At 37.3% G+C, this 22842-nt stretch carries 17 protein-coding genes; 7 read left to right on the forward strand and 10 right to left on the reverse strand.

Going from position 1 to position 22842, the window contains the following annotated elements; translation table 11 throughout:
• Positions 1 to 4 precede the first annotated feature (4 nt).
• From DCS32_RS06425 to DCS32_RS06435, 3 genes are all read right to left on the reverse strand, one after another.
• On the reverse strand, positions 5 to 1420 hold the full coding sequence (locus tag DCS32_RS06425) for an OmpA family protein (protein ID WP_108877511.1): 1416 nt from the start codon (positions 1418 to 1420) through the stop codon (positions 5 to 7).
• Between the two features lie 119 nt (positions 1421 to 1539).
• On the reverse strand, positions 1540 to 2733 hold the full coding sequence (kbl, locus tag DCS32_RS06430; RefSeq protein WP_108877512.1) for a glycine C-acetyltransferase: 1194 nt from the start codon (positions 2731 to 2733) through the stop codon (positions 1540 to 1542).
• 24 nt (positions 2734 to 2757) lie between these two features.
• The gene (locus DCS32_RS06435) at positions 2758 to 5898 is read right to left on the reverse strand and encodes a UvrD-helicase domain-containing protein (RefSeq protein WP_108877513.1); all 3141 of its coding nucleotides are present in this window, start codon (positions 5896 to 5898) and stop codon (positions 2758 to 2760) included.
• Positions 5899 to 6164: 266 nt separating this feature from the next.
• Here DCS32_RS06435 and DCS32_RS06440 point away from each other — a divergent pair, with 266 nt between their 5' ends.
• Positions 6165 to 6773 (forward strand): superoxide dismutase, encoded by a 609-nt coding sequence (locus DCS32_RS06440; protein ID WP_108877514.1) that lies wholly within the window; start codon positions 6165 to 6167, stop codon positions 6771 to 6773.
• 524 nt (positions 6774 to 7297) lie between these two features.
• Here DCS32_RS06440 and DCS32_RS06445 read toward each other — a convergent pair.
• The 4 genes from DCS32_RS06445 to DCS32_RS06460 form a co-directional block, all read right to left on the reverse strand.
• Complete coding sequence (locus tag DCS32_RS06445; protein WP_108879252.1) at positions 7298 to 9196, reverse strand: amidophosphoribosyltransferase; 1899 nt, start codon at positions 9194 to 9196, stop codon at positions 7298 to 7300.
• Between the two features lie 42 nt (positions 9197 to 9238).
• Positions 9239 to 10171, reverse strand: a complete 933-nt coding sequence (locus DCS32_RS06450; protein WP_108877515.1) for a PfkB family carbohydrate kinase — start codon at positions 10169 to 10171, stop codon at positions 9239 to 9241.
• 208 nt (positions 10172 to 10379) lie between these two features.
• On the reverse strand, positions 10380 to 11015 hold the full coding sequence (locus tag DCS32_RS06455; protein ID WP_108879253.1) for a viroplasmin family protein: 636 nt from the start codon (positions 11013 to 11015) through the stop codon (positions 10380 to 10382).
• A 4-nt stretch (positions 11016 to 11019) separates the two neighbouring features.
• Positions 11020 to 11613: a phosphoribosylglycinamide formyltransferase gene (locus tag DCS32_RS06460; protein WP_108877516.1), complete on the reverse strand. Its 594-nt coding sequence runs from the start codon at positions 11611 to 11613 to the stop codon at positions 11020 to 11022.
• Between the two features lie 177 nt (positions 11614 to 11790).
• On the opposite strand from DCS32_RS06460, the gene DCS32_RS06465 reads away from it, so the two are divergent.
• From DCS32_RS06465 to pyk, 6 genes are all read left to right on the forward strand, one after another.
• On the forward strand, positions 11791 to 12024 hold the full coding sequence (locus DCS32_RS06465; RefSeq protein WP_013750595.1) for an acyl carrier protein: 234 nt from the start codon (positions 11791 to 11793) through the stop codon (positions 12022 to 12024).
• Positions 12025 to 12034: 10 nt separating this feature from the next.
• Positions 12035 to 13288, forward strand: coding sequence for a beta-ketoacyl-ACP synthase II (gene fabF / locus DCS32_RS06470; protein ID WP_108877517.1), 1254 nt, complete (start codon positions 12035 to 12037; stop codon positions 13286 to 13288).
• 6 nt (positions 13289 to 13294) lie between these two features.
• A complete protein-coding gene (rnc, locus tag DCS32_RS06475) occupies positions 13295 to 14032 on the forward strand; it encodes a ribonuclease III (protein ID WP_108877518.1) in 738 nt (245 codons plus the stop codon).
• A gap of 93 nt (positions 14033 to 14125) precedes the next feature.
• Entirely contained in the window at positions 14126 to 15760 is a 1635-nt protein-coding gene (locus DCS32_RS06480) for a sensor histidine kinase (RefSeq protein ID WP_108877519.1), read from the forward strand.
• A 105-nt stretch (positions 15761 to 15865) separates the two neighbouring features.
• Positions 15866 to 16342: an IPExxxVDY family protein gene (locus tag DCS32_RS06485; RefSeq protein WP_162533601.1), complete on the forward strand. Its 477-nt coding sequence runs from the start codon at positions 15866 to 15868 to the stop codon at positions 16340 to 16342.
• The gene (gene pyk, locus DCS32_RS06490) at positions 16342 to 17769 is read left to right on the forward strand and encodes a pyruvate kinase (RefSeq protein WP_108877521.1); all 1428 of its coding nucleotides are present in this window, start codon (positions 16342 to 16344) and stop codon (positions 17767 to 17769) included. Before DCS32_RS06485 ends, pyk begins: the two co-directional genes overlap by 1 nt.
• 61 nt (positions 17770 to 17830) lie before the next feature.
• Here pyk and DCS32_RS06495 read toward each other — a convergent pair whose 3' ends face one another.
• The 3 genes from DCS32_RS06495 to uvrC all read right to left on the reverse strand — a co-directional run bounded on the left by DCS32_RS06495 (position 17831) and on the right by uvrC (position 22758).
• Positions 17831 to 18601: a hypothetical protein gene (locus tag DCS32_RS06495; RefSeq protein ID WP_108877522.1), complete on the reverse strand. Its 771-nt coding sequence runs from the start codon at positions 18599 to 18601 to the stop codon at positions 17831 to 17833.
• 132 nt (positions 18602 to 18733) lie between these two features.
• Positions 18734 to 20965 (reverse strand): patatin-like phospholipase family protein, encoded by a 2232-nt coding sequence (locus DCS32_RS06500; RefSeq protein WP_108877523.1) that lies wholly within the window; start codon positions 20963 to 20965, stop codon positions 18734 to 18736.
• On the reverse strand, positions 20962 to 22758 hold the full coding sequence (gene uvrC / locus DCS32_RS06505) for an excinuclease ABC subunit UvrC (protein WP_108877524.1): 1797 nt from the start codon (positions 22756 to 22758) through the stop codon (positions 20962 to 20964). Before uvrC ends, DCS32_RS06500 begins: the two co-directional genes overlap by 4 nt.
• Between the last annotated feature and the right edge of the window lie 84 nt (positions 22759 to 22842).

Genomic DNA, 22842 nt, shown 5'->3' on the forward strand with positions numbered 1-22842 from the left:
TTTTCTATTGCTCAAGAATAGAAAGCTCAACACGTCTGTTCTCTTGACGTCCTGCAGCAGTTTTATTTGAAGCAACTGGTCTAGCTTCACCAAATCCTTTAGACTCTAAACGAGACGCTGGGATTCCTTTTCCTGTTAAGTAGCTTCTTACTGAAGCTGCTCTCTGATCAGAAAGGTTTAAGTTATAAGCATCACGTCCTCTATCATCAGTGTGACCTTCGATAAGGAAACGAGTTGTTGGATATTCCATCATTACTGATGCTACTTTATCAAGAGTTGCATAAGATTCAGTTCTGATTGATGCTTTGTTGTAATCAAAAAGTACTTTTTTAGTTTCAACGTTTAGTTCGTTAAGAACTTCAACAGATACTTCAGGACATCCGTTATTTGCTACAGTTCCTGCAACATCTGGACATTCGTCATCTTTGTCAAGTACACCGTCACCATCTTTATCTTCAAAAGGACATCCGTTGTTTGAACGTGGTCCAGCTTCATTAGGACAAGCATCATCAGCATCTTTGATTCCGTCTCCATCAGCATCAGGACAACCACCTAAAGCAGCGATTCCAGCAACAGTAGGACAAGCATCTTTAGGATCAGGGATTCCGTCTCCGTCAGTATCAGGACATCCATCAAACTCAGCTAAACCAGCAACAGTTGGACAAGCATCTTTAGAATCTTCGATACCATCTCCGTCAGAATCAGGACAACCGTTAAATTCAGGTAAACCTGCTACTTCTGGACAAGCGTCATCTTTGTCATATATACCATCACCATCAGTATCTTTTCCTCCGAAAACAATACCTATAGCAGCAACGTGTTGGAAGTGTTTTACTCCTTCGTCCTCAAAAGCGTGCTTGTATTTAGACTGTAAACCTACGTTGAAGTTTTCACCTAACCATATTTTTAATCCAGCAGCGGCATTTGCAGTTCCAAAGCCATCTAAATCAGAAGTTATTGAGTTTTCAACCCAAGTATAACCAGCACCTACAGAAAGGCTAGGATCAAACCATCCACCCTGACCATTGATTAGATCTCTAAAACTATAGGAGAAATCACCATCTGCTGCGTAATATTGAAGTTCTTGTCTTGGAGAAGAATCTCCTAATTTTTCAATTCTATTTAAAGATCCAGATACTCCAAATACGAACCCATCACCTAAGTAACGAGAAACATTAATGTAAGATAAAGAAGGAATAATATTCCAGTGATCTTCTACATTGTAGAATTCTTCAAAGAGGTTTCCTCTAACTTCTAAGTTAGTGCCAGCCTCACGAATTGCATCCCCTACAGGATATGTATCGATAGCGTTAGCTCCGATAGAAATTGCCCAAGGATTGTTTGCGTCTTGTGCATTCACAGATGATCCTATAGCAAGAATCATAAGCGCTGCAACTAAAAATCTGCTAAGATGTTTCATTGTTTAGTCTTAAATTTAAGTGTTAATTGATGTCAAAAGTAAGTTGTTAAAATTAATCAACAAAGGTAAATGTACTAAAATTTTCCTAATACCCCTTATTTACAAGGGTTGAGGTAACATTAAACAACTTTTAATGCTTTTCCAACCTTAATAAATGCGTTGATAGCCGTATCTAAATGTTCTATGGTATGAGCAGCACTTAATTGCACTCTGATTCTAGCTTTTCCCTTAGGAACAACAGGGAAGAAAAACCCTATTACATAAATTCCTTCTTCTAATAGTGCATCAGCCATATTTTGAGAAAGCTGCGCGTCATAAAGCATAACAGGTACAATAGCAGATTCACCATCTATTATATCAAAACCAGCATCTTTCATTCCTTTTTTGAAATATGCAGTATTGTGAGCAAGCTTATCTCTGAGCGAGGTGTCTTTTTCTAGCATGTCAAAGACCTTGATAGAAGCACCTACAATTGCCGGGGCAAGGGAGTTTGAAAATAAATAAGGACGACTACGCTGGCGTAGTATCTCTATAACTTCTTTCTTTGCTGTAGTATATCCACCCATAGCACCTCCAAGCGCCTTTCCTAATGTTCCAGTGATAATATCTACTCTTCCTAACACACCTTTTTCTTCAAGAGTACCTATACCACGATCGCCTATAAATCCAGTGGCGTGACATTCATCTATCATTACTAGTGCATCATACTTATCAGCTAGATCACAAATCTGGTCTAATGGTGCAACAAGTCCGTCCATGGAGAATACACCATCTGTCACAATGATTTTATGACGAGCGCCATTTTCATTTGCTTTTTTAAGTTGCTCTTCCAGATCTGCCATGTCATTATTTGCATAACGATATCTTGCAGCTTTACAAAGTCTTACACCGTCTATAATAGAAGCGTGGTTAAGTGAGTCAGAGATTATAGCATCTTCTGCGCCAAGTAATGGTTCAAAAACTCCACCATTTGCATCAAAGGCCGCTGCATATAAAATGGTATCCTCTGTTCCGTAAAACTTAGCAATACGATGTTCTAATTCTTTGTGTATATCTTGAGTACCACAAATAAAGCGCACAGAACTCATACCAAAACCATGTGTATCCATAGTGTCTTTGGCTGCTTGTATTACCTCTGGATGTGAAGAAAGTCCTAAGTAATTATTTGCACAAAAGTTAATTACCTTTTCTCCTGTAGAAATAGTAATTACAGCATCTTGTGCAGATGTAATGATGCGCTCTTTCTTATATAGTCCTGCCTCTTTAATTTCAGCAAGTTCTTTTTGTAAATATTGTTGGATATTACCGTACATGTGTTTGGATTTTTTACAAAGGTATTAAACAGATATCACATCTACAGTGGCGTCTATATATACTAGAAACTTATTAGCTACTTTAAACCCCATTTCCTCATATAGTGCTCCATACATAGCGATTTGTTTACTGTGTGATGGATTATGCATCCCGGTTTTGTAATCTATAATAGTGGTATCACCATTGGGTAATACAACAACTCTGTCAGGTATATAAAATGAACCATCACTAGATAAAATCATTCGCTCGTTGTAAACTGTATTTTGATCTTGGTAATAATCGGTTAATTGGTGATTGCTCGTAATGTTGCGAAGAACATTATTAATGGTTTCATATCCTTCCTCTGGAACAATACCTTGCTTTACGGCATCTTCTAGTACATGCGTGAGGTCTGTATAACTATTAATCTGAGCCATTAGCTCATGGATGAGATTACCATAGGTAATAGCATTTTGTTTTTGCTCATCCCATAAAAAAGTGGCCTGAGTAATGATCTGAATGCCCAATTCTTCTTTTGAGGTAGAGATGATGGAAGGAATAAATGAGGTGTAATCTGCTTTGTTGTCTTCTATTTTTGCAGGTGTCTCACGTCCAAAAGTATAGGTGCGTTGGTCTTCATTCCATAGATTATTTGTTTTAAGATAATCTATAAACAAATCACTGTAGGTATTTATTTTTTCTTTGCTTTCGCGAAAGCGTGACAACACATATAATCGTTCTGCGGCTCTTGTGAGTGCAACGTACAATACATTAATGGTGTCAAACTGCTGTTCATTATTTCTGGTCTCATATAATGTCGAGCCAGCGTCACCAAAATCTTTGAGTGCACTATTATGGGGAACCATCAACGTTTTAAATCCTCCAAATTCTGGATCATCTATAGGATACCATTGGTGTTCTCCTCGTACTCTATATAAATCTGAACTTGCATAAGGGTAGATAACAATAGGAAACTCTAATCCTTTAGATTTATGAATTGTCATGGTTTGTACAGCACTATCTTGCTCCGGAGCAACAATACTAGACTTCTCCTTTTTTTCTTCCCAATAGTCGATAAAACCGAGGATACCACCACTTTTATTCTGTGAGTAACTATAAGCAAGATCAAGATAAGCTACTACGTAAGCATCAGAAATTGCGGTGAGATTAAATAATCTCACTATCGATTCCAGATATTCATAGAGAGGTAGCGTTTGCATGTAGTCAATGTGCACAAAAACATCAAATTGCTGTAAATGCTCTATGAATTCTAAAAATGTACATGAGGTGTTGGTACTATAAAATGAGTGCGTGTCTTCTACATTATAGTAAGTTGCCAAAAAGTAGAGTACAGGCAATCTATTTTCTATTTGACTAGGGTAGGAGAGCATTGTGGCAAATGCATGAATAAATTGTACTGTGCTAGAGTTTGAGATAAGCAAGCTCTCAGAAGACACAACTTCTACATTTGCCTCTTGTAAGGCAGTTGCTATTAATGAGCCATCTATATTATTTCTCGTAAGTATACAAATGTCACTATGCAAGTAGCCTTGGGTAGTAGCTTCATTTATAATTTCAATAATGCGCGCAGGATATATTTCATTTGCTTCTTCTTTATTGTCATATTCCAAAAACTCAAGAGAGACAAAGCCCTCTGTGTTACTATTAGTTTGTTGTGAGTTGTCTTTATAATAAATTTCTCTATATAATTCGTTATCAAAGTGAGTTGCGAGATGCGTAAAAAACTGATTATTAAAGTTTATAATTTCGGCGCTACTTCTATAGTTAGTCTCTAGGCGGTCTATGGTTGCTGGAGTTGAAAAGGGGTTTGTTTGATTACTTAACGCTATAAATTGCTCTGCTTCTCCTCCTCTCCATCTATAGATCGCTTGTTTGGGGTCTCCTACAAGCAATAGGGAATTTGCAACAGTATCTTCTGCCTCACTACTTATGGTGTTATCTATAAGTGGGATTAAATTGTCCCATTGTATTACCGAAGTATCTTGAAACTCGTCTATAAAATAATTTGTGTACCGCTCGCCAAGTCTTTCATATAAAAAAGCGGCTGGCTGATCTTTAAGCGACTGCGCTATAAGCGCGTTAAAATCTGAGATGAGTAACACATTTTCATCTTCTTTGATAAGCTCTAGCTCTTTCTTGATTAAGTGCAAAACGGACAGTGGTATAATCTTAGATCTAAAAGATTGTAACATATTCTGCTTAGAAGCAAGTTCCTTAAGCTTCAAGAACGTTGCTATAAAATGATCCCTATGCCCATCAATGGTAGCTTTGATATGGTCTTTTTGAGTCTTTGTATAAAAGGTGTAAGACGTAATATTATCTTTATAAGCCGATCCTGTATACGCAAGTCCTTGTACCCCATTTGCAACTTGGAGCATGAATTTATAAAAATATCCACTCGCAAAACTTTTTTGATCTAACCCTAGCTCGTGTATTAATGCGATAAGATCTTCTCCTAGTTGTTTTTGAGCGGAGGAAAGTGACTTAATCTGAGCATGTAAATAGCTAGTTAATGTGTCAAAATCTGCAAGGGATTTATCTTTAATGAGCTCTAGCGCCTTGAGATCATTTTCATTGTGCAATAAATTTGCTATTTCTAGTAAATCACGGGCAATGTCCCAGCTCTTATCATCATCTGCTTTTTCTAAAGCAAAATTTATTAGGACTTTAGTAATCTCATCATCTATGCCCACCTTTGCAATGAGTGCATCTACCGCTTGGGCATTAAGTGTTTTCTGATCAAGGGAAACCTCAAAACTACCAGAGATATTTAGATCTTTTGCAAAAGTGCGTATGATTCTATGGGTAAGCGTATCTATCGTGACAATATCAAAGGCGGCATAATTATGAAGTATACGATTGAGTATTTCTTTAGCTTTCTTTACGACTACATCCTCAGGTAATCCACTAGATGAAACTAAGTCGTCTAGCATGTCTGGTTTTTTATTGCCAGGCTCATAATGACCTAAGTTTTTGAGCGTGTCTAGTACACGATTTTTCATTTCGGCTACCGCCTTATTTGTAAACGTAATAGCAAGAAGATGTCTAAATTTATTAGCATCGTTACTTTTTAGTAGCGTAGTAATATATTGCTTTACGAGACTGTATGTTTTTCCAGATCCCGCAGAAGCATTAAGTACGATAAACGTATTAGTTTCGGTCATAGTACTAAGATAGGAAAAGCGACTTACAAAGAGGGTATTGTTATTTTCTTAATAATCTTTTCATCAACAAATTGACTTTACAAATGACTGAACTAAGTTTAGACCAACTATTTCTACCGACTATCACGAAGAATAAATAGATGCATTTTCTGCTTTCGCGAAAGCAAAACCTAACTTTTTATAAGAAATCTATAACATAAAGAGTAGCTTACTTTACGTAACTTTGTTAAAATCTGAAAAGAAGTTTAACCAAAAACGATAAAGAAATGTCATTTACGTTACCAGAATTACCATACGCTAAGGATGCACTAGAGCCTAATATTGATGCTAAAACAATGGAGATACACCACGGGAAGCATCACGCTGGTTATACTTCAAAGCTTAATGCGGCTATCGAAGGAACAGACCTTAATGGGAAAACTATAGAAAATATCCTTATAAACCTAGATATGTCTAACACTGCTGTGCGTAACAACGGCGGAGGTTTTTACAACCACAGACTATTTTGGGAAGTAATGTCACCAGATGGTGGAGGAGAACCTACGGGAGAACTTGCCGAGGCAATAAATGCTGCTTACGGAAACTTTGAGTCTTTTAAAGATAAATTTTCATCTGCAGCTGGAGGACAGTTTGGTTCAGGATGGGCTTGGCTTTGTGTACACGAAGGTGGAAAAGTTGAGGTATGCTCAACTCCTAACCAAGATAACCCACTAATGCCTAAAGTAGGGTGTGGAGGTTTTCCAATCTTGGGGCTTGATGTATGGGAGCATGCATATTACTTAAACTATCAAAACAGACGTCCAGATTATGTAAACGCATTTTTTAATGTGATTAATTGGGAAAAAGTATCTGCATTATATGCTCAGAACAAATAAGAAATAACACTTATATTAATTTTTAAAGCCCACTTTTATAGTGGGCTTTTTTTATACAAGAAAATGTAGGTAAATTCTTTCTCTAATTTCTTGCGTAAATTCTATCTCAACTTTTTTACTTACATAAAACGGCAGGTTTAGAATAAAAATATAGACTGATATGGTTTTATTTTAAAGGTGGTTTTGAATGCTATATTTGGCAATGATAGCTCATTATCAATTAGATATGTTTAGTTGGCTAAAAAGAGTAATTTTTCAATCAAAACTTAATTACTTTAAAGATTGTAATTGAAGCTTAATGGTTAGGTCATAAAACGCTAAAAATTGGGCATAAAAAAAGGTGGAAAGATCCACCTTTTTTTGCCCCAAATCTACCATGAACTTAACCTACTTATGCTATGGCAATGCTAATATAAGAGGGTTTTAGTCAGTAGCAGTATGTTTTAGACCAAAGGCATAAATTTTAGACGAAATACACAATTAATTTTTAATTTGTGATATTTTTAAGACCAAATGCACTTTTTTTAATAGGCTCTCTCTTTATTTCCTTCTACATAATTAATGAATGCTTTGTTTACAACGCGGTTACCTCCAGCTGTAGGATAGTCTCCAGTAAAGTACCAATCTCCAAGATTATCAGGACACGCTTTATGCAAGTTTTCTACCGTTTGATAGATGATATCTACTTCTGTTTTTACCGAGCTATCGGTAAGTAATTCTGCAATCTTTTTAGACACTTCTCTCTGCTCAAAAGGAGCATAGATATCTTTAACGTGGTTCTTTACTTCCTTGTCATCTAGATCTACTTGTGCCTTACACTTCTCATAAACCTCTTGTATAAGACTTTCTTTGCCATTTTCCTTGAGTAAAGCAATCGCGGCTCTAAAAGCTATAAAATCTTCTAGTCGCGCCATATCAATACCGTAGCAATCTGGATATCGTATTTGAGGAGCACTAGAGACTACAATAATTTTGGCAGGGTTTAAACGTGCCATCATTTTGATAATACTCTTCTTAAGCGTTGTACCGCGCACAATGCTATCGTCTATAATTACGAGTTTGTCTTCTGGTTTAATAACACCGTAGGTAACGTCATAAACGTGGGCTACTAGATCGTCACGACTACTGTCTTCTGTAATAAACGTGCGGAGCTTTGCATCTTTTATGGCAATCTTCTCTGTACGCAAGCGCTGTGAGAGAATCTCTGTTAGTTCACTTTCATTTAGATTTCCCTTCGCAGCAAGAATCTTCTGTCCTTTTTGCTTGTTTAGTTCATCTTGAGCAGCCTCTACAAGACCGTAAAAAGAAGTCTCAGCCGTGTTAGGAATAAATGAGAACACAGAGTTCTTCGTATCGTGATTAATACTCTCTAGTACACGAGGCATTAATAAACGTCCAAGCATTTTACGCTCTTTGTAAATTTCTGCATCAGAACCTCTCGAAAAGTAAATACGCTCAAAAGAACAAGCCTTGCGCTCTAATGGTTCTATAATTTGCTGTATCGTAAGTGTTCCATTCTTTTTAATGATGACAGCAGCTCCTGGATTTAATTCCTTCACTTCATCAAAAGGCACGTTAAACGCTGTTTGAATCACAGGGCGCTCACTAGCTACGACAGCTACTTCGTCGTTTTCAAAATAATATGCAGGTCTTATTCCCGCAGGATCTCTCAAAACAAAGGCATCACCATGACCTAGAAGTCCAGCCATTGCATAGCCACCATCCCAATCTTTTGAAGCTCTTCTAAGTATTTTACCTACTTTAAGTCTCTCTGCTATTTGAGGAGAGGCTTGTTGTTTATTAAATCCTTCCTTTTTTAATTTCTTGTAAAGTTTACCAACTTCATCATCTAGAAAGTGTCCTATTTTTTCCATTACTGTAATGGTATCCGCCTGCTCTTTTGGGTGCTGTCCTAAAGAAACCAACTTGTCAAAAAGCTGATTTACATTAGTCATGTTGAAATTTCCTGCAACGATAAGGTTACGGTGCATCCAGTTATTTTGACGTAAAAATGGGTGTACACTCTCAACGCTGTTTTTTCCAAAGGTTCCATAACGCACGTGACCTAGTAATAACTCTCCTATGTAAGGAACATTACTCTTCTGCCAGGCTACATCATCCTTCTTATCAGGATTTGCAGTCATAAACTCGTTAATACGACCATTAATCTCTGCAAAAATATCTTGTATAGGCTGCTGTGCTGTAGATCGCTGTCTAGATATGTAGCGTTGCCCAGGAGCGACATCTAGTTTTATACTAGCAAAACCTGCACCATCTTGACCACGATTGTGCTGCTTTTCCATCATTAAGTACATCTTATTTACTCCGTAAAAAGCAGTACCGTATTTCTCTTTGTAAAATTCAAGTGGTTTTTTTAGTCTTATAACTGCAATACCACATTCATGCTTGATAGCGTCACTCATAGCTTGTAAAAACAAAAGCGCTCCAAAAATGGAGCGCAGGGTTTAGTTGTTTATGTTTATGTCAAATTGCACAAGTTTTTTAAACTGATGCAGTCTCTCTTTTATTTCTTCTGGCGTCACAGACTGTAAACGCTCTGTTCCAAATTTTTCTACCGTAAAGGAGGCAAGGCAAGAGCCATAAATAAGAGCCGTCTTCATAGTTTCAAAAGAAGTGTCTCCTGCTTGAGCTATATAGCCAGCAAATCCTCCAGCAAAGGTGTCTCCAGCTCCTGTAGGGTCAAAAACATCAGCAAGTGGTAATGCAGGGGCAAAAAACATATTATCTCCTTCAAAAATAAGAGCTCCGTGCTCTCCTTTCTTTATAACTACATACTTAGGTCCCATCTCGTGGATCTTCTTTGCAGCAGTTACAAGTGAGTACTCTCCACTTAACTGGCGAGCTTCCTCATCATTTATAGTGATTACATCTACTTTTTTAAGCGTAGTCTTAAGCTCATCAAGTGCGATATCCATCCAGAAGTTCATTGTGTCTAGTATTACAAGCTTAGGCTTTACTTCCATTTGCTCGATAACACTAAGCTGTACTTGAGGTTGTAAGTTACCTAGCATTACAATAGGTGCTTCCTTATGTGAAGCAGGAACCTTAGGAGAAAAATCTGCTAGTACATTAAGTTCTGTAGCTAGTGTATCTCTAGAGTTCATATCATTGTGATATTTACCACTCCAGAAAAATGTTTTACCACCTTTTACTACTTCTATACCGTCTGTGTTAATTCCTCTTTCTGCAAGAAAATCAAGATACTCTTGAGGGAAGTCATCACCTACAACGGCAACAATGGCTGGATCAACATTATCAAACTGTGCCGCAGCAAGTCCTATATAAGGAGAAGCTCCACCAATAATTTTATCTGTTTTTCCAAAAGGTGTCTCTATTGCATCAAACGCACAAGAACCAACAATAACCAATTTACTCATCTATAATTTTTTGTGCAAATATACGGTTTTGAATGTTTGACAACTCAAATTTAAGGAGACCGCTTTCGCGAAAATTTAAAATTAAATTATACAAATAAACTAGCGATAAAACTCTTAAGAGCATCCCAGTTTTTGATAACCAGTGTGGTAAGAAAAGCCGAAATTGCTATCGTATATATTCTCTTTTTTTCTGTCTTCATAATCATACTTATTTCCTGCCAAAATCTGCTGGAATTTCCCCCCAGGCTTTGGTTTCCCATTTTACGATGGTGGTTGTGTAGGTGTTTGTTTTAAGCCACTGCTCTGCGCGTGTGATGAGGTCAAAAACGTCTTTGTTTTTTGGGCTTTGCTTGAGGTTGGTCTTGCAATGTTTCTTTTTTACCCAGCTTATTGCTATGCGGGAGTCACTATATATAAGACGATCACTACCTATTTTTTTTAAATAAGCAAGACCGTGCACGAGCGCAAGAAACTCTCCTATATTGTTAGTTCCTTGTTTAAAAGGACCTTGGTGAAAGAGTTGTTTTACCGTTTGAGTATCTACCCCGCGATACTCCATGATACCTGGATTACCAGAACTTGCCGCATCTACAGCAATAGAGTAAAGGTTGGGGAAGCCATATTTGGCTTTTTCTTCGGCGGTGAGTACTTTTTTCTTCTTTGAGGAGCCTTTAAAGTCGTTATAGTCTCCGTTATATGCGTTTTTTGCTTTGGCAAAGGTTTCAAAACTCTTGTATTTTGCTCCGGCATAACCATCTATCATCTTCTTGCATTCCTTCCAAGACTCATAGATGCCAGGTTTTTTACCTTCCCAGACTACATAGAATTTTTTTGTTTTTGCCATCTCTCTAAGATAAGAATTCTGCAATTACCTCTGGAAAATGAGCTTGTTCCAGTTGGTGTATTTTTTCGGCAATTGCTTCTGGTGTGTCTTCTTGGCTTACTTCAACTTTGGCTTGAAATAAGAAATCTCCTTTGTCATATTCGGGCGTTACTTTATGTATGGTGATGCCTGTATATACTTTTTGAGAAGGATTTTTATCGTGTTGCGCTTTCGCGAAAGCGTAAACAGCCTCATGCACATTCATGCCGTACATTCCCTTTCCTCCAAAATCTGGGAGCAATGCTGGGTGTATATTTATGACCTTATCTGAAAACGCCGAAATTATTTTTTCTGGAAATAGCCATAAAAAACCTGCCAAAATGATGACATCTGGTTGTGTAGCTTTAAGAAGATGGAGTACATCATCACCTTTATAGAAAGCTTTTCTGTTAAAACTAAACGCAGCAACATCAAGGGCTGAGGCTCTTTGAAGTACTTTGGCACGCGGATTGTTACTAAGAACTTGCACGACTTGTGCATCCGTACGATCCTGGAAAAACTCTATAATACGCTGGGCATTTGTACCGTTACCCGAGGCAAAAATCACAATTCGTTTCATTTTTCTTGTTGCTGTTGTGGGTGCGAAATAAAGAAATATTAGTAACTATTTGAAGGTTATGGAAAGGAACTTATTTTATATTTCCGTAAATTACCTTCACATTTTTGAGTTGCAAACTTGTTTAACGGTAAAGTTTGTTATTTTTGCGACTTAAATAAAAATTTAAATTAGAAAATTATGTCAGACATTGCATCAAGAGTAAAAGCGATTATCGTAGACAAATTAGGAGTAGACGAAAACGAAGTTGTAACGGAAGCGAGCTTCACAAACGACCTAGGCGCTGATTCACTAGACACAGTGGAACTCATTATGGAGTTTGAAAAAGAATTTGATATCCAAATTCCAGACGATCAAGCAGAAAATATTGCGACAGTAGGTCAAGCAGTATCTTATATAGAAGAGGCAAAATAAGTCTTTATTTATGGAGTTAAAGCGAGTAGTAGTTACCGGACTTGGTGCACTTACCCCGATAGGAAATAATATTCAGGAATACTGGGAAGGACTTTCTACAGGGAAAAGCGGGTGCGCGCCCATCACCTATTTTGATGCAGAAAAGTTTAAAACGAAGTTTGCTTGTGAACTTAAAAACTTTGACGCTCTCGACTTCTTTGATAGGAAAGAAGCTCGAAAGCTCGATAGATTTGCTCAGTATGCACTGGTAGCCTCAGATGAAGCTATCAGTGATGCGGGCATTGATCTTGACTCTGTTGATAAATTTAGGGTTGGGGTTATTTGGGGAGCCGGTATAGGTGGTCTGGAGACATTCCAGAATGAAGTCCTCAACTTTGGTGCTGGAGATGGCACCCCTAGATTTAATCCTTTCTTTATACCTAAGATGATTGCAGATATTGCCCCTGGTAATATCTCTATCAAGCATGGCTTTATGGGACCTAACTATACGACGGTTTCTGCTTGTGCTTCTTCTGCAAATGCAATGATAGATGCCTTTAACTATTTACGTTTAGGGCAATGTGATATTATTGTTACAGGAGGATCTGAGGCTGCGGTAACGCAGGCTGGTATGGGTGGTTTTAATGCAATGCATGCGTTGTCAACTAGAAATGATGATTTTGAAACTGCTTCAAGACCCTTTGACGCAACTAGAGATGGTTTTGTATTAGGAGAAGGTAGTGGTGCATTAATCTTAGAAGAGTATGAACACGCTAAGGCACGTGGTGCCAAAATTTATGCTGAGGTTCTAGGTGGCGGTATGTCTAGTGATGCTTATCACATGACAGCACCTCATCCAGACGGTATAGGTGTAGAGCGAGTAATGCTTAACTGTTTACGTGACGCAGGTCTAACACCTGAAGATGTAGATCATATTAATACACACGGTACATCTACTCCACTAGGTGATGTAGCAGAGCTTAAGGCTATCAAAAAAGTATTTGGTGATCATGCAAAAGAAATAAATATTAATTCTACTAAGTCTATGACTGGACACCTTCTGGGTGCTGCTGGGGCTATAGAGTCTATTGCTGCTATCCTTGCGATGCAACATAGTCTTGTTCCTCCTACAATCAATCATACTACAGTAGATGAGAATATAGATCCCTCTTTTAATTTAACGCTTAATAAAGCACAAAAGAGAGAAGTAAACGTAGCAATGAGTAACACTTTCGGTTTTGGAGGTCACAATGCTTGCGTTTTATTCAAAAAACTTGACGCTTAGATTATAATGAGCGCATTTAAAAAAATATTTAACTCTCGTGCTGAAAAGGACGGGAGTTTTTTTATGCGAATGCATGCCATCATAGGCTTTAAACCGAAAGAGATAAGGTACTATGAGAAAGCTTTTACCCATCGTTCTCTAGGTCTTAAAAAAGAGGATGGAAATCCTCTTAATTATGAGCGATTAGAGTTTTTAGGTGACGCAATGCTTGGGTCTGTTATCGCAGCACATCTCTTTAATGCCGTACAAGGTGGTAATGAAGGATATTTAACTAAAATGAGATCTAAGGTGGTAAGCCGCAAGCACCTCAATGAGCTAGGCAGAGACCTCAATCTTGTGAGATATGTGAGAGCAAGTATACCATTAGACAACTTTGGGGTTAATATTCACGGCAATCTTTTTGAAGCTTTAGTAGGTGCTATATACCTTGATCGAGGTTATAAATATTGCGAGAAGTTTATAGCTAAACGTGTAATAGAGCCCTATGTAGATATAGAGAAGCTTGAGGGCCGTATCATTAGTTACAAGAGTGTATTAATAGAATGGTGCCAGAAGGAAAAGCGCACCTTTAAATTTGAAACTTTTGAAGATACTGGTCAAGACACTGTAAAGCATTTTGGAGTAAAACTTTTTATAGATGGTAAGGTTGTAGCAAAGGCTCGTGCTACAAGTAAGAAAAAGGCAGAAGAAATAGCCTCCAAACGCACCTTCTATGCTTTTCAACGAGAAATTGAAACTCAATAACGTAAGTTTATTAATTGATTTTACTACATTAGCTTTTTAATCATCTTTTTCCCCTAGAAGATTAAAGATTAGAGTCTTAGGGCTCCACCCCTTATGTTAGTAAAATTTCCAAAGAGATACTATCTCGTTTTTGCATTTCTTGCACTCATAACGGCAATTGCTGTTTATTGGGGTACATCCCGCATAATACAACAAGAGGAAGCTGCTCGTACACTTAACTTAGAAAGAGCAAATAGAGAAGCTGCAAAGGAATTTCAAGAAGCTCTTAACAATTATGCAACTCTAATTTCTGGAGTAAAAAGTTATATTGAAATATCTAATGGGAGCTTTACTGAGAACGATATATCTTCCTTTATAGAACGGCAGCTAGGTGGACTTATCATGGAACGTCCCTTTAGTGTTTCATATATTGATACGAGCCATATTTTTATTTTTGACTTTACCATGCAGCCTGTACCTAATGCACAATTAGTAGGTACTTCTATAGGTAAAATTATAGGTAAGGAAGGAATGTCAAGAATGGACTCTTTAATGCGTAAGAGTGATTTTTATGCCTCAGACCCCACAAATTTATTAGAAGGTAGAGTAGGGCTTCCGCTAGGGTTTGGTGTTTTGGACAGCCTCGGTAATTCTCTAGGCTACATTACAAGTATTGCAGAGTTTGCCCCTATTTTAGATAAAGCTTATGTTCATAATAACAAAGAGGATTTTGTTTTTAGGTTTAAGAGTAGTAACGGTAATTACTTTGATCGTAGTAGAGCCCATAATGGACAAAAAATATACTCTGTAAATGAGGACCCAGAGTTTTTTAAAAACTTCGATGTTAGTGAAGAAACCTATATTTCCAGTGTAGTCCCTTTTTACAATAAGGAATTTATGTTAAGCACCGCCTATAAGAAGTCTCATGAAGGTTTCTTAGCACTAGGCGTTACATCATGTTTATGGTATCTCGCCATATTAGGATTTATGTTCTTTTTAATAAGTCAGTATTATTTGTACGAGCGTAAGAATAAAATTATTGCATCACAAAAAGTTAGACTCTCAGAGCTTGTAGCTACAAAAAATAAGTTTTTCTCAATTTTAGCAAATGACCTTAGAGGTCCTCTATCATCCGTAATAAACTTTCTAGATGTATTAAAAGTAGAACACGCAAATAACAGTCAAACCACCACGATAATAAATTCTCTTGAAGACTCTAGCCGAAACAGTATTTCATTACTTGACAACCTTCTAAAATGGTCAAAACTGCAAACAGAGCAAGTCGAGTTTACTCCTGTTGCATTAGATATCATGTCTATTACAAAAGATCAAATCAAAATACAAAACCACGCTCTTCAAAGCAAAGGGATCAACATACGTCTAGAGTCAAGTTTTAAAGGTGAAGTAGTAGGAGATAAGAATATGGTGGCGACCATAATTAGAAATTTACTGTCTAATGCAATTAAGTTTTCGCACGATAATGATATCATAGTGATTGAGCTTACAAGGCTAGATAATAAGTTTGTTTTTAGTATTGAAGATAACGGAATAGGGATTCCAGAATATGACAAGCAACGTCTTTTTGATCTAACTGAGATTACGAGTCGGGTGGGCACTAGAAACGAAAAGGGTTCAGGTCTAGGACTAGTTTTAAGTAATGAGTATCTCAAGGCTCATAAAGGAGAATTACATATTGAAAGTGAAGATGGTAAGGGAACTCTCGTTACATTCACATTGCCTCTAGATTAAATACTTTACAATTTCTAGCGAAAACGTTTACGTAACTTTAATACCTCTCACGTATTCCTTCGGATGCTTCTTTGTATCTTTCTAACTTGCTTAAACGTTATGGGAATGTATAAAATTCTTTTGGAAGACTCCATTGGTTATGACTTTACGCTCATAGCTATACATGGTTCTTTAGAGCCATATTTCTTGGCATACTTACTTAATAAGAATCTTGGATTACGACTATCTCGTTCTCGTGAAGACCTCATTATTGGTAATCGAGAAGAAGAGGCAAGCTATCCCTTTTTTGAATTTAATGATGAACATCAGTATGTAGACTACTACGTATTATCAAATAAGACAAAGATAGAAGTAGAAGCTAAAGCTGTTATAGGTCTTTTTGAATCAGAGAAAACACTCAAGACTACCTACTTTATTCCAGAGATGCCACAAGTAGATTATTTTATAAAAGTAGTTGAGGATGGTAACGCTTTCGCGAAAGCTAAAGCACTAAAAATTCTCAATCAAATATCACATATTGTTACCGCTTACGAAGTAGATGTAAGCTCATTAAAAAATAAAGAACACTTAATTTTTGAATAATGCAGAAAAGAAAAAAAACCAAGATAGTTGCAACCTTAGGGCCAGCAACTAGTAAGCGACAAGTATTGCTAGACATGATGAATGCAGGAGTAGATGTATTCCGCATTAACTTTTCACATGCAGACTATGAAGATGTTAAGGAGCGCGTAGCTATGATACGTGAACTAAGCGAAGAGACTGGGTATAACACATCAATACTAGCAGATTTGCAAGGGCCAAAACTTCGTATAGGAAAAATGAAGGAAGAGGTAGTTGTAAATCCTGGAGATAAAATTACGTTCTCAACAGAAAGCGAATTTGAAGGAACAAAGGATCGTGTTTATATGAATTATAAGCAGTTTCCTCGTGACGTAAAAGCAGGTGAGCGCATTTTACTAGATGATGGTAAATTAATGTTTCAAGTAGATAAAACTGATGGTAAAACTGAAGTTGAAGCTACTGTAATTCAAGGAGGACCGTTACGTTCTAAAAAAGGGGTGAACTTACCTAATACAGATATATCACTTCCAGCACTTACTAAAAAAGACGTAAAAGATGCAATTTTTGCATTAGGACTTAAGGTAGACTGGATGGCACTTTCTTTTGTAAGACATGCAGAAGACTTGCAGCAACTACAAGAGTTGATTAAAAAGCACTCTGATCATAAAGTACCAATCATTGCCAAAATTGAAAAGCCAGAGGCTGTAGCAAATATTGATAAGATAGTTGCTTATTGTGACGCTTTAATGGTGGCGCGTGGAGATCTAGGTGTAGAAATCCCAGCACATGAGGTACCGTTAGTGCAAAAGCAATTAGTGTTGCGCGCAAAAAGAGCAAGAATACCAGTAATCATTGCTACACAAATGATGGAAACAATGATTTCTAGCCTTACGCCTACACGTGCTGAGGTAAATGACGTTGCAAACTCTGTAATGGACGGAGCAGACGCAGTAATGCTCTCTGGAGAAACTTCTGTAGGTCAATATCCAGTACAGGTTATTGAAAAGATGGCTTCTATATGTCGTAATGTAGAGGATTCAGATCTTATAAAAGTCCCGCAGGCACCACCACATATTAAGACTAAACGTTACATTACTAAAGCAATATGTTATCACGCGGCTCACATGGCAGACGAGATAGATGCAAAAGCAATTACTACCTTAACAAATAGTGGTTACACAGCTTTTCAAATCTCGGCATGGAGACCGTCATCTCATATTCTTGTATTTACATCAAACAAGCGCATACTTACACAGCTTAATCTATTATGGGGTGTAAAAGCACTGTTTTATGACAAGTTCGTAAGTACAGATGAGACGGTAGAAGATATTAGACAAATGGCTTTAAATACAGAATTAGTAGATAAAGGAGATATGCTTATCAATCTTGTGGCAATGCCATTACTAGATAAAGGAATGGTTAATACACTTCGAGTTTCTGAGGCGTAATTATCTGTATAGTGCATAAAAATAGGGTAGCCAGCGGCTACCCTATTTTAGTTAATGAGATTTATAGAGACATTTCTTCCTCTGTAATGACAAAAGCATTATTAGATTTTTTAATCATAACAGTGCGCTTATAATCTCTTAGCGAATAGGAGTAGGTAATATTTGCTATATCACCCTTAGGAGTAATATTGATAGTAAGTTGATCAGTTTGTGTACGATCTCTTTTATCCCCATTTATGATAGTCACTGTTTCTTTTCTATTTGAAAGTTCAGGATTTATCCCTTTAGGAAGATTAAAGAGACGTTGAGAAATTCGGTATGCTTCATTCCAGTTTTTTGCAGGAAGCTCTAGCGTTGTAGTCATTCCATAATCCTCTCCCTTTTTATTAGCTTTCTTTAATACTTTAATAGGGCGTTCTGGAGTGCTTATGCGGTTTGTGTATGCTTCTAGATCTTCATTTGGTTGCGGTGGAGCAAGCGACGTTAAATAGCCATTAAAAGCAAAGCCTGTTGCACCTTGATAGTTCACTTCTATCATCTCACCAGTAATTCCATCTACGGTCATTTCTGTGTGCTCAGGATTACTTAATAGGGATACCTGTGCACCATAAGGAAGTGTGAGAATTTTTTTTGAGGTGAGATTTGTTCCAGATCTTAGTGATAAACCAGAGGAGGAATTCACATAAAAGTGAGTTGGAGTCGCGAGAACTTTTGGAGTTGTGATGGCAAGATTTTCTTGAGTAGAGTGTTCACTCTTATTTTCTGTTGAAGAATCACAGCTTAAAAAGATAGTGAAGCAAATTGCGGAGAGGATGATGGTGTTGATTTTCATGATGAATGAGTTTTTAGATTAAACATTTATCAATAGAAACCACGATATGTGCCAAATATTAAATCGAAAAGGTTAAAAAAATGGTAAAAACCCAACAACGTGCGGACTATTTAAATATTGCTTAAGAATTGTTTAAAATTCGTAACCTAGACTTATAAACCACTCACTACGTTTAACTTCTGGGCTATAGGTATATTTAAGTCGCAAAGGTCCAAGTAGCGTTTCAGAGCCATACCCTAGAGAATAACCAGAAAATGTAGCCGGTGGCAACCAGTTGTCTGGATTGTCAAAAATATCGTAACCCACATTTGCAAAGTTTGCCGAGAGGTTGAGGTGGTTTTTTGGGAAAACCTCAAAATCAACTTCAAATAGTGCTTTTACATAGCCATCTCCAGCAATACTTAAGTAATCATATCCTAAGAAGGGGACAATGTTATTTACTTTCTTTGCGCCATAACCTCCTAAGAAAAAGTCGAGAGAATTATTATCTGCTCCACCTACTTTAAAGCCTCCTGCCGCCTCAACAGTAGCGGTAAATACATTACCTATACTACCAGCATATTTAATACGTGCATTTGCAACCCCAAACTCTGTAAAATCATTATTATAATCTGATGAGGCTAGAAATAAATCAAAGTCTGCATCAAAAAGAACTCCTGAGTTAGGAAAGTACTTATTATCTAGGGAATCATATTTTAATTGAGAGTATAGTCCTCCCAGGTTACTTCGTTCAAAAATAACAGCTGTTTCTTCCACATCTGTAGAGACCACAGTTTCCGTTTCTATATCCAAAAACTTGTGCTGTATACCTATGTCAAATGTAAATTGCTTCGCTAGTAGTGTTTGTATATAAATCCTATTTGTTAAGTCTTGATAATTGAGACTCACCCTATTAATTCCATCTAGAGGTATACCGCGTAAATCTTCAATAAGACGAGCGCTTACGCCTTGTTCAAAAGAGGTATAAGAAGAGTTTACTCCCACACTCCAGTAAAAACCTTTATCAATGTAGTAATCAAAATCGTATCTAATATTATCTCCTAGAATAAAATCTAGTGAGGCAATATCATTTTTAAAAAGGACTCTTTTTTTAGTAAAATTAATAAGTGCTGCCGTGCGAAAAAGATCGTCATAATGTAACGCTAGGCGCAATGATTGGGTGCTACTAGATTCCTTAAGCTCAATATGAAGTACAAATTCATCATTTACCTTCTGCAGCCTGTGACCTATTCTATTAAAGTTTTCGGTGGCTGTGAGGTTGTTGATGCCATTGTAAAAGTCATCATATGACACCGTTATTGGTGGTGTAAGTTTCAATTTTCCGAGAATGTAGGCTCTAGTATATTGCTCATTACCTGTAATGCTCACGGCGGCAATTTGTAATGAATCTTGTGGAGTGGGTTTTATACGCTTTCGCGAAAGCGGTTTTTGCCTCATTGCAACTTCCTTAAGTGCATCATACTGCTCCATTGCTTTTGTATTTCCTGTACCCATAATAACTTTTCCATCATTAAAGGAAACCACAGAGTAAGCATCAATAGATGGTCGTATGTAAATATCTGTTTGTGCGCGTTTTTCCTCCATCGCTTTCGCAGTGCGATAGTTGTTGATTTGCAATAACACCTCAGATGCAGATTTGAGATTGGATCTACCGCGTAGTGTATCTTGTACATCAACCCCAATAATGATATCCATTCCTTTTGCGCGCAACTCTTCTACAGGGTAGTTATTTGTAACGCCTCCATCTATAAGGAGTTTTCCGTTTATAAGTACGGGGCTAAAAAGTGAAGGTAGCGCTCCACTAGCTCCTAGTGCTTCTGGTAAGTATCCTTTATCCAGAATAACCTGCTCTCCTTTTTCTACATCTGTAGCGATGCAGAAAAAAGGAATAGGGAGTTTACTAAAATCATTAATATTCGAAGTATGATCGAGATTTTTAGCCAGTAAATTGTACGTGTTTTGCCCTTTACTTAAGGAGCTAGGAAGCGATAGTTTAAGGTGATCAAATGGTAGTGATACTACATATCGCTCTGCATCATCACGCTCATAAGAGGTCTTTGCCTTACGAGGTAAGTTATCTTGAATGATGTTATTAAAATTTACAGAAGTAAAAATAGAATCTAACTCTGCCGCATTATATCCAGATGCGTATAATCCTCCTACTATAGCGCCCATGCTAGTACCTGCAATATAATCTATGCGTACACCAGCTTCTTCTATAACTTTAAGAACGCCTATGTGAGCAAAACCTTTTGCGCCACCACCACTAAGTACAAGACCTACTTTTACATCCTCCTTTTGTGCTTCTTGCGCAAATGTAGAGAAGCTTAATATTAAGGCTGTAATTAGTATGAAGTACTTCATTCTTTAAGGTGGTAGTGATTATATATGATAGCTGCTTTTGATGGTCCTATTACCTCTGTGAGACTCTTTTTACTTGCCACTTTTACTTTTGAAACAGAGCGGTAATGTTTTAATAAATCTACAATTGTTTTTTCACCTATACCACGTATAGCGTCAAGTTCTGTTCCTAGGGCTGCATTACTACGTTGATTACGGTGAAAGGTGATGCCAAAGCGGTGCGCCTCATTACGTAATTGTTGTATAATTTTAAGAGTCTCACTTTTTTTGTCGAGATATAATGGAATACTATCACCAGGGTAAAATAATTCTTCTAGACGTTTTGCAATACCTATAATTGCTATTTTGCCACGCAAGCCTAGGTCATCTAGTGCCTTAACACCACTAGATAATTGACCCTTACCACCATCTACAATTATGAGTTGAGGTAGTGGTTGATCTTCGGCTAGTAGTCGTTTGTAACGTCTATAAACTACTTCTTCCATGCTCGCAAAATCATCTGGTCCTTCTACTGTTTTGATATTAAATTTACGATAATCACTCTTGCTAGCCTTTCCATTCTTAAAAACCACGCAAGCGGCTACAGGGTTTGAGCCTTGTATGTTTGAGTTATCAAAGCACTCTATATGTCTAGGCTCCTCACTCAATCTCAGGTCTGCCTTCATTTGTGCCATGATGCGGTTAGTATGGCGGTCTGGATCTACTATTTTAGTTTGTTTAAAACGCTCCATCCTGTAATACTTTGCATTACGTTCAGAGAGTTCTAGTATACGTTTTTTGTCACCTAGTTTAGGCACGGTAATTTTATATTGATCACCTAGCTCTACTTCAAAGGGAACATAGATTTCCTTTGAGTTATGGTCAAAACGTTGCTGGATTTCAATAATACCCAGCTCTAGTAATTCTTTATCAGTTTCGTCTAGTTGCTTTTTGAGTTCTAGCGTATGACTTTTAATAATAGCACCGTGTGATATCTGTAAGAAGTTTACATACCCATAACCCTCATCGCTTATAATGGAGAATACATCAACATCGCTTATCTTAGGATTAACCACCGTACTTTTAGATTGGTACCCTTCAAGAATGTCAAGCTTTTCTTTAATGCGTTGTGCATCTTCAAATTCCATGGCAGCAGCGTGCTCCTTCATTTTTTCGCGAAAGCGAGCTAGAGAATCTTTAAAATCTCCTTTTACAATCTGGCGTATGTGTTCTATGTGTTCGTGATATTCTTTTTCTGACTGCTTGTCTTCACAAGGACCTTCACAGTTGCCTAGATGATATTCAAGGCACACTTTATACTTCCCAGCGTCTATCTTATCCTTAGAAAGATCATAATTACAAGTGCGAAGCTTATATAAACTTTTAATCAAGTCTAGTAGCGTGCGCACTGTTTTCATACTCGTGTATGGACCATAATACTCGCTACCGTCTTTGATGAGTCTACGCGTAGGGAAAATCCTAGGGAAGCGTTCATTTTTTATACAGATCCAAGGGTAGCTTTTATCGTCCTTAAGTAAGACGTTGTACCGTGGCTGATATTCTTTTATAAGACTGTTTTCAAGAAGAAGCGCATCTGTCTCGGTCTCGACCACGATATGCTTCATCTCGTGAATCTTTTTAACCATAGTTCTAATACGACCGTTATCTAGGGTTTTATTAAAATAGGAAAGTACTCGTTTTTTTAAGTTCTTTGCTTTTCCTACGTAAAGCAGTTTTCCGTTTTTATCGTAGTATTGATATATTCCCGGACTTGTAGGAAGTGTTTTGAGTTGAAGTTCTATTGGAGCAGCAGGCATACTCAAAGATAATATATGAGGCGGATTACGCTTTCGCGAAAGCATAAAAAATCGCATTAAAATCTTTATAAAGAAAGTACATAT

Source organism: Dokdonia sp. Dokd-P16 (assembly GCF_003095655.1).
Taxonomy (GTDB): Bacteria; Bacteroidota; Bacteroidia; order Flavobacteriales; family Flavobacteriaceae; genus Dokdonia.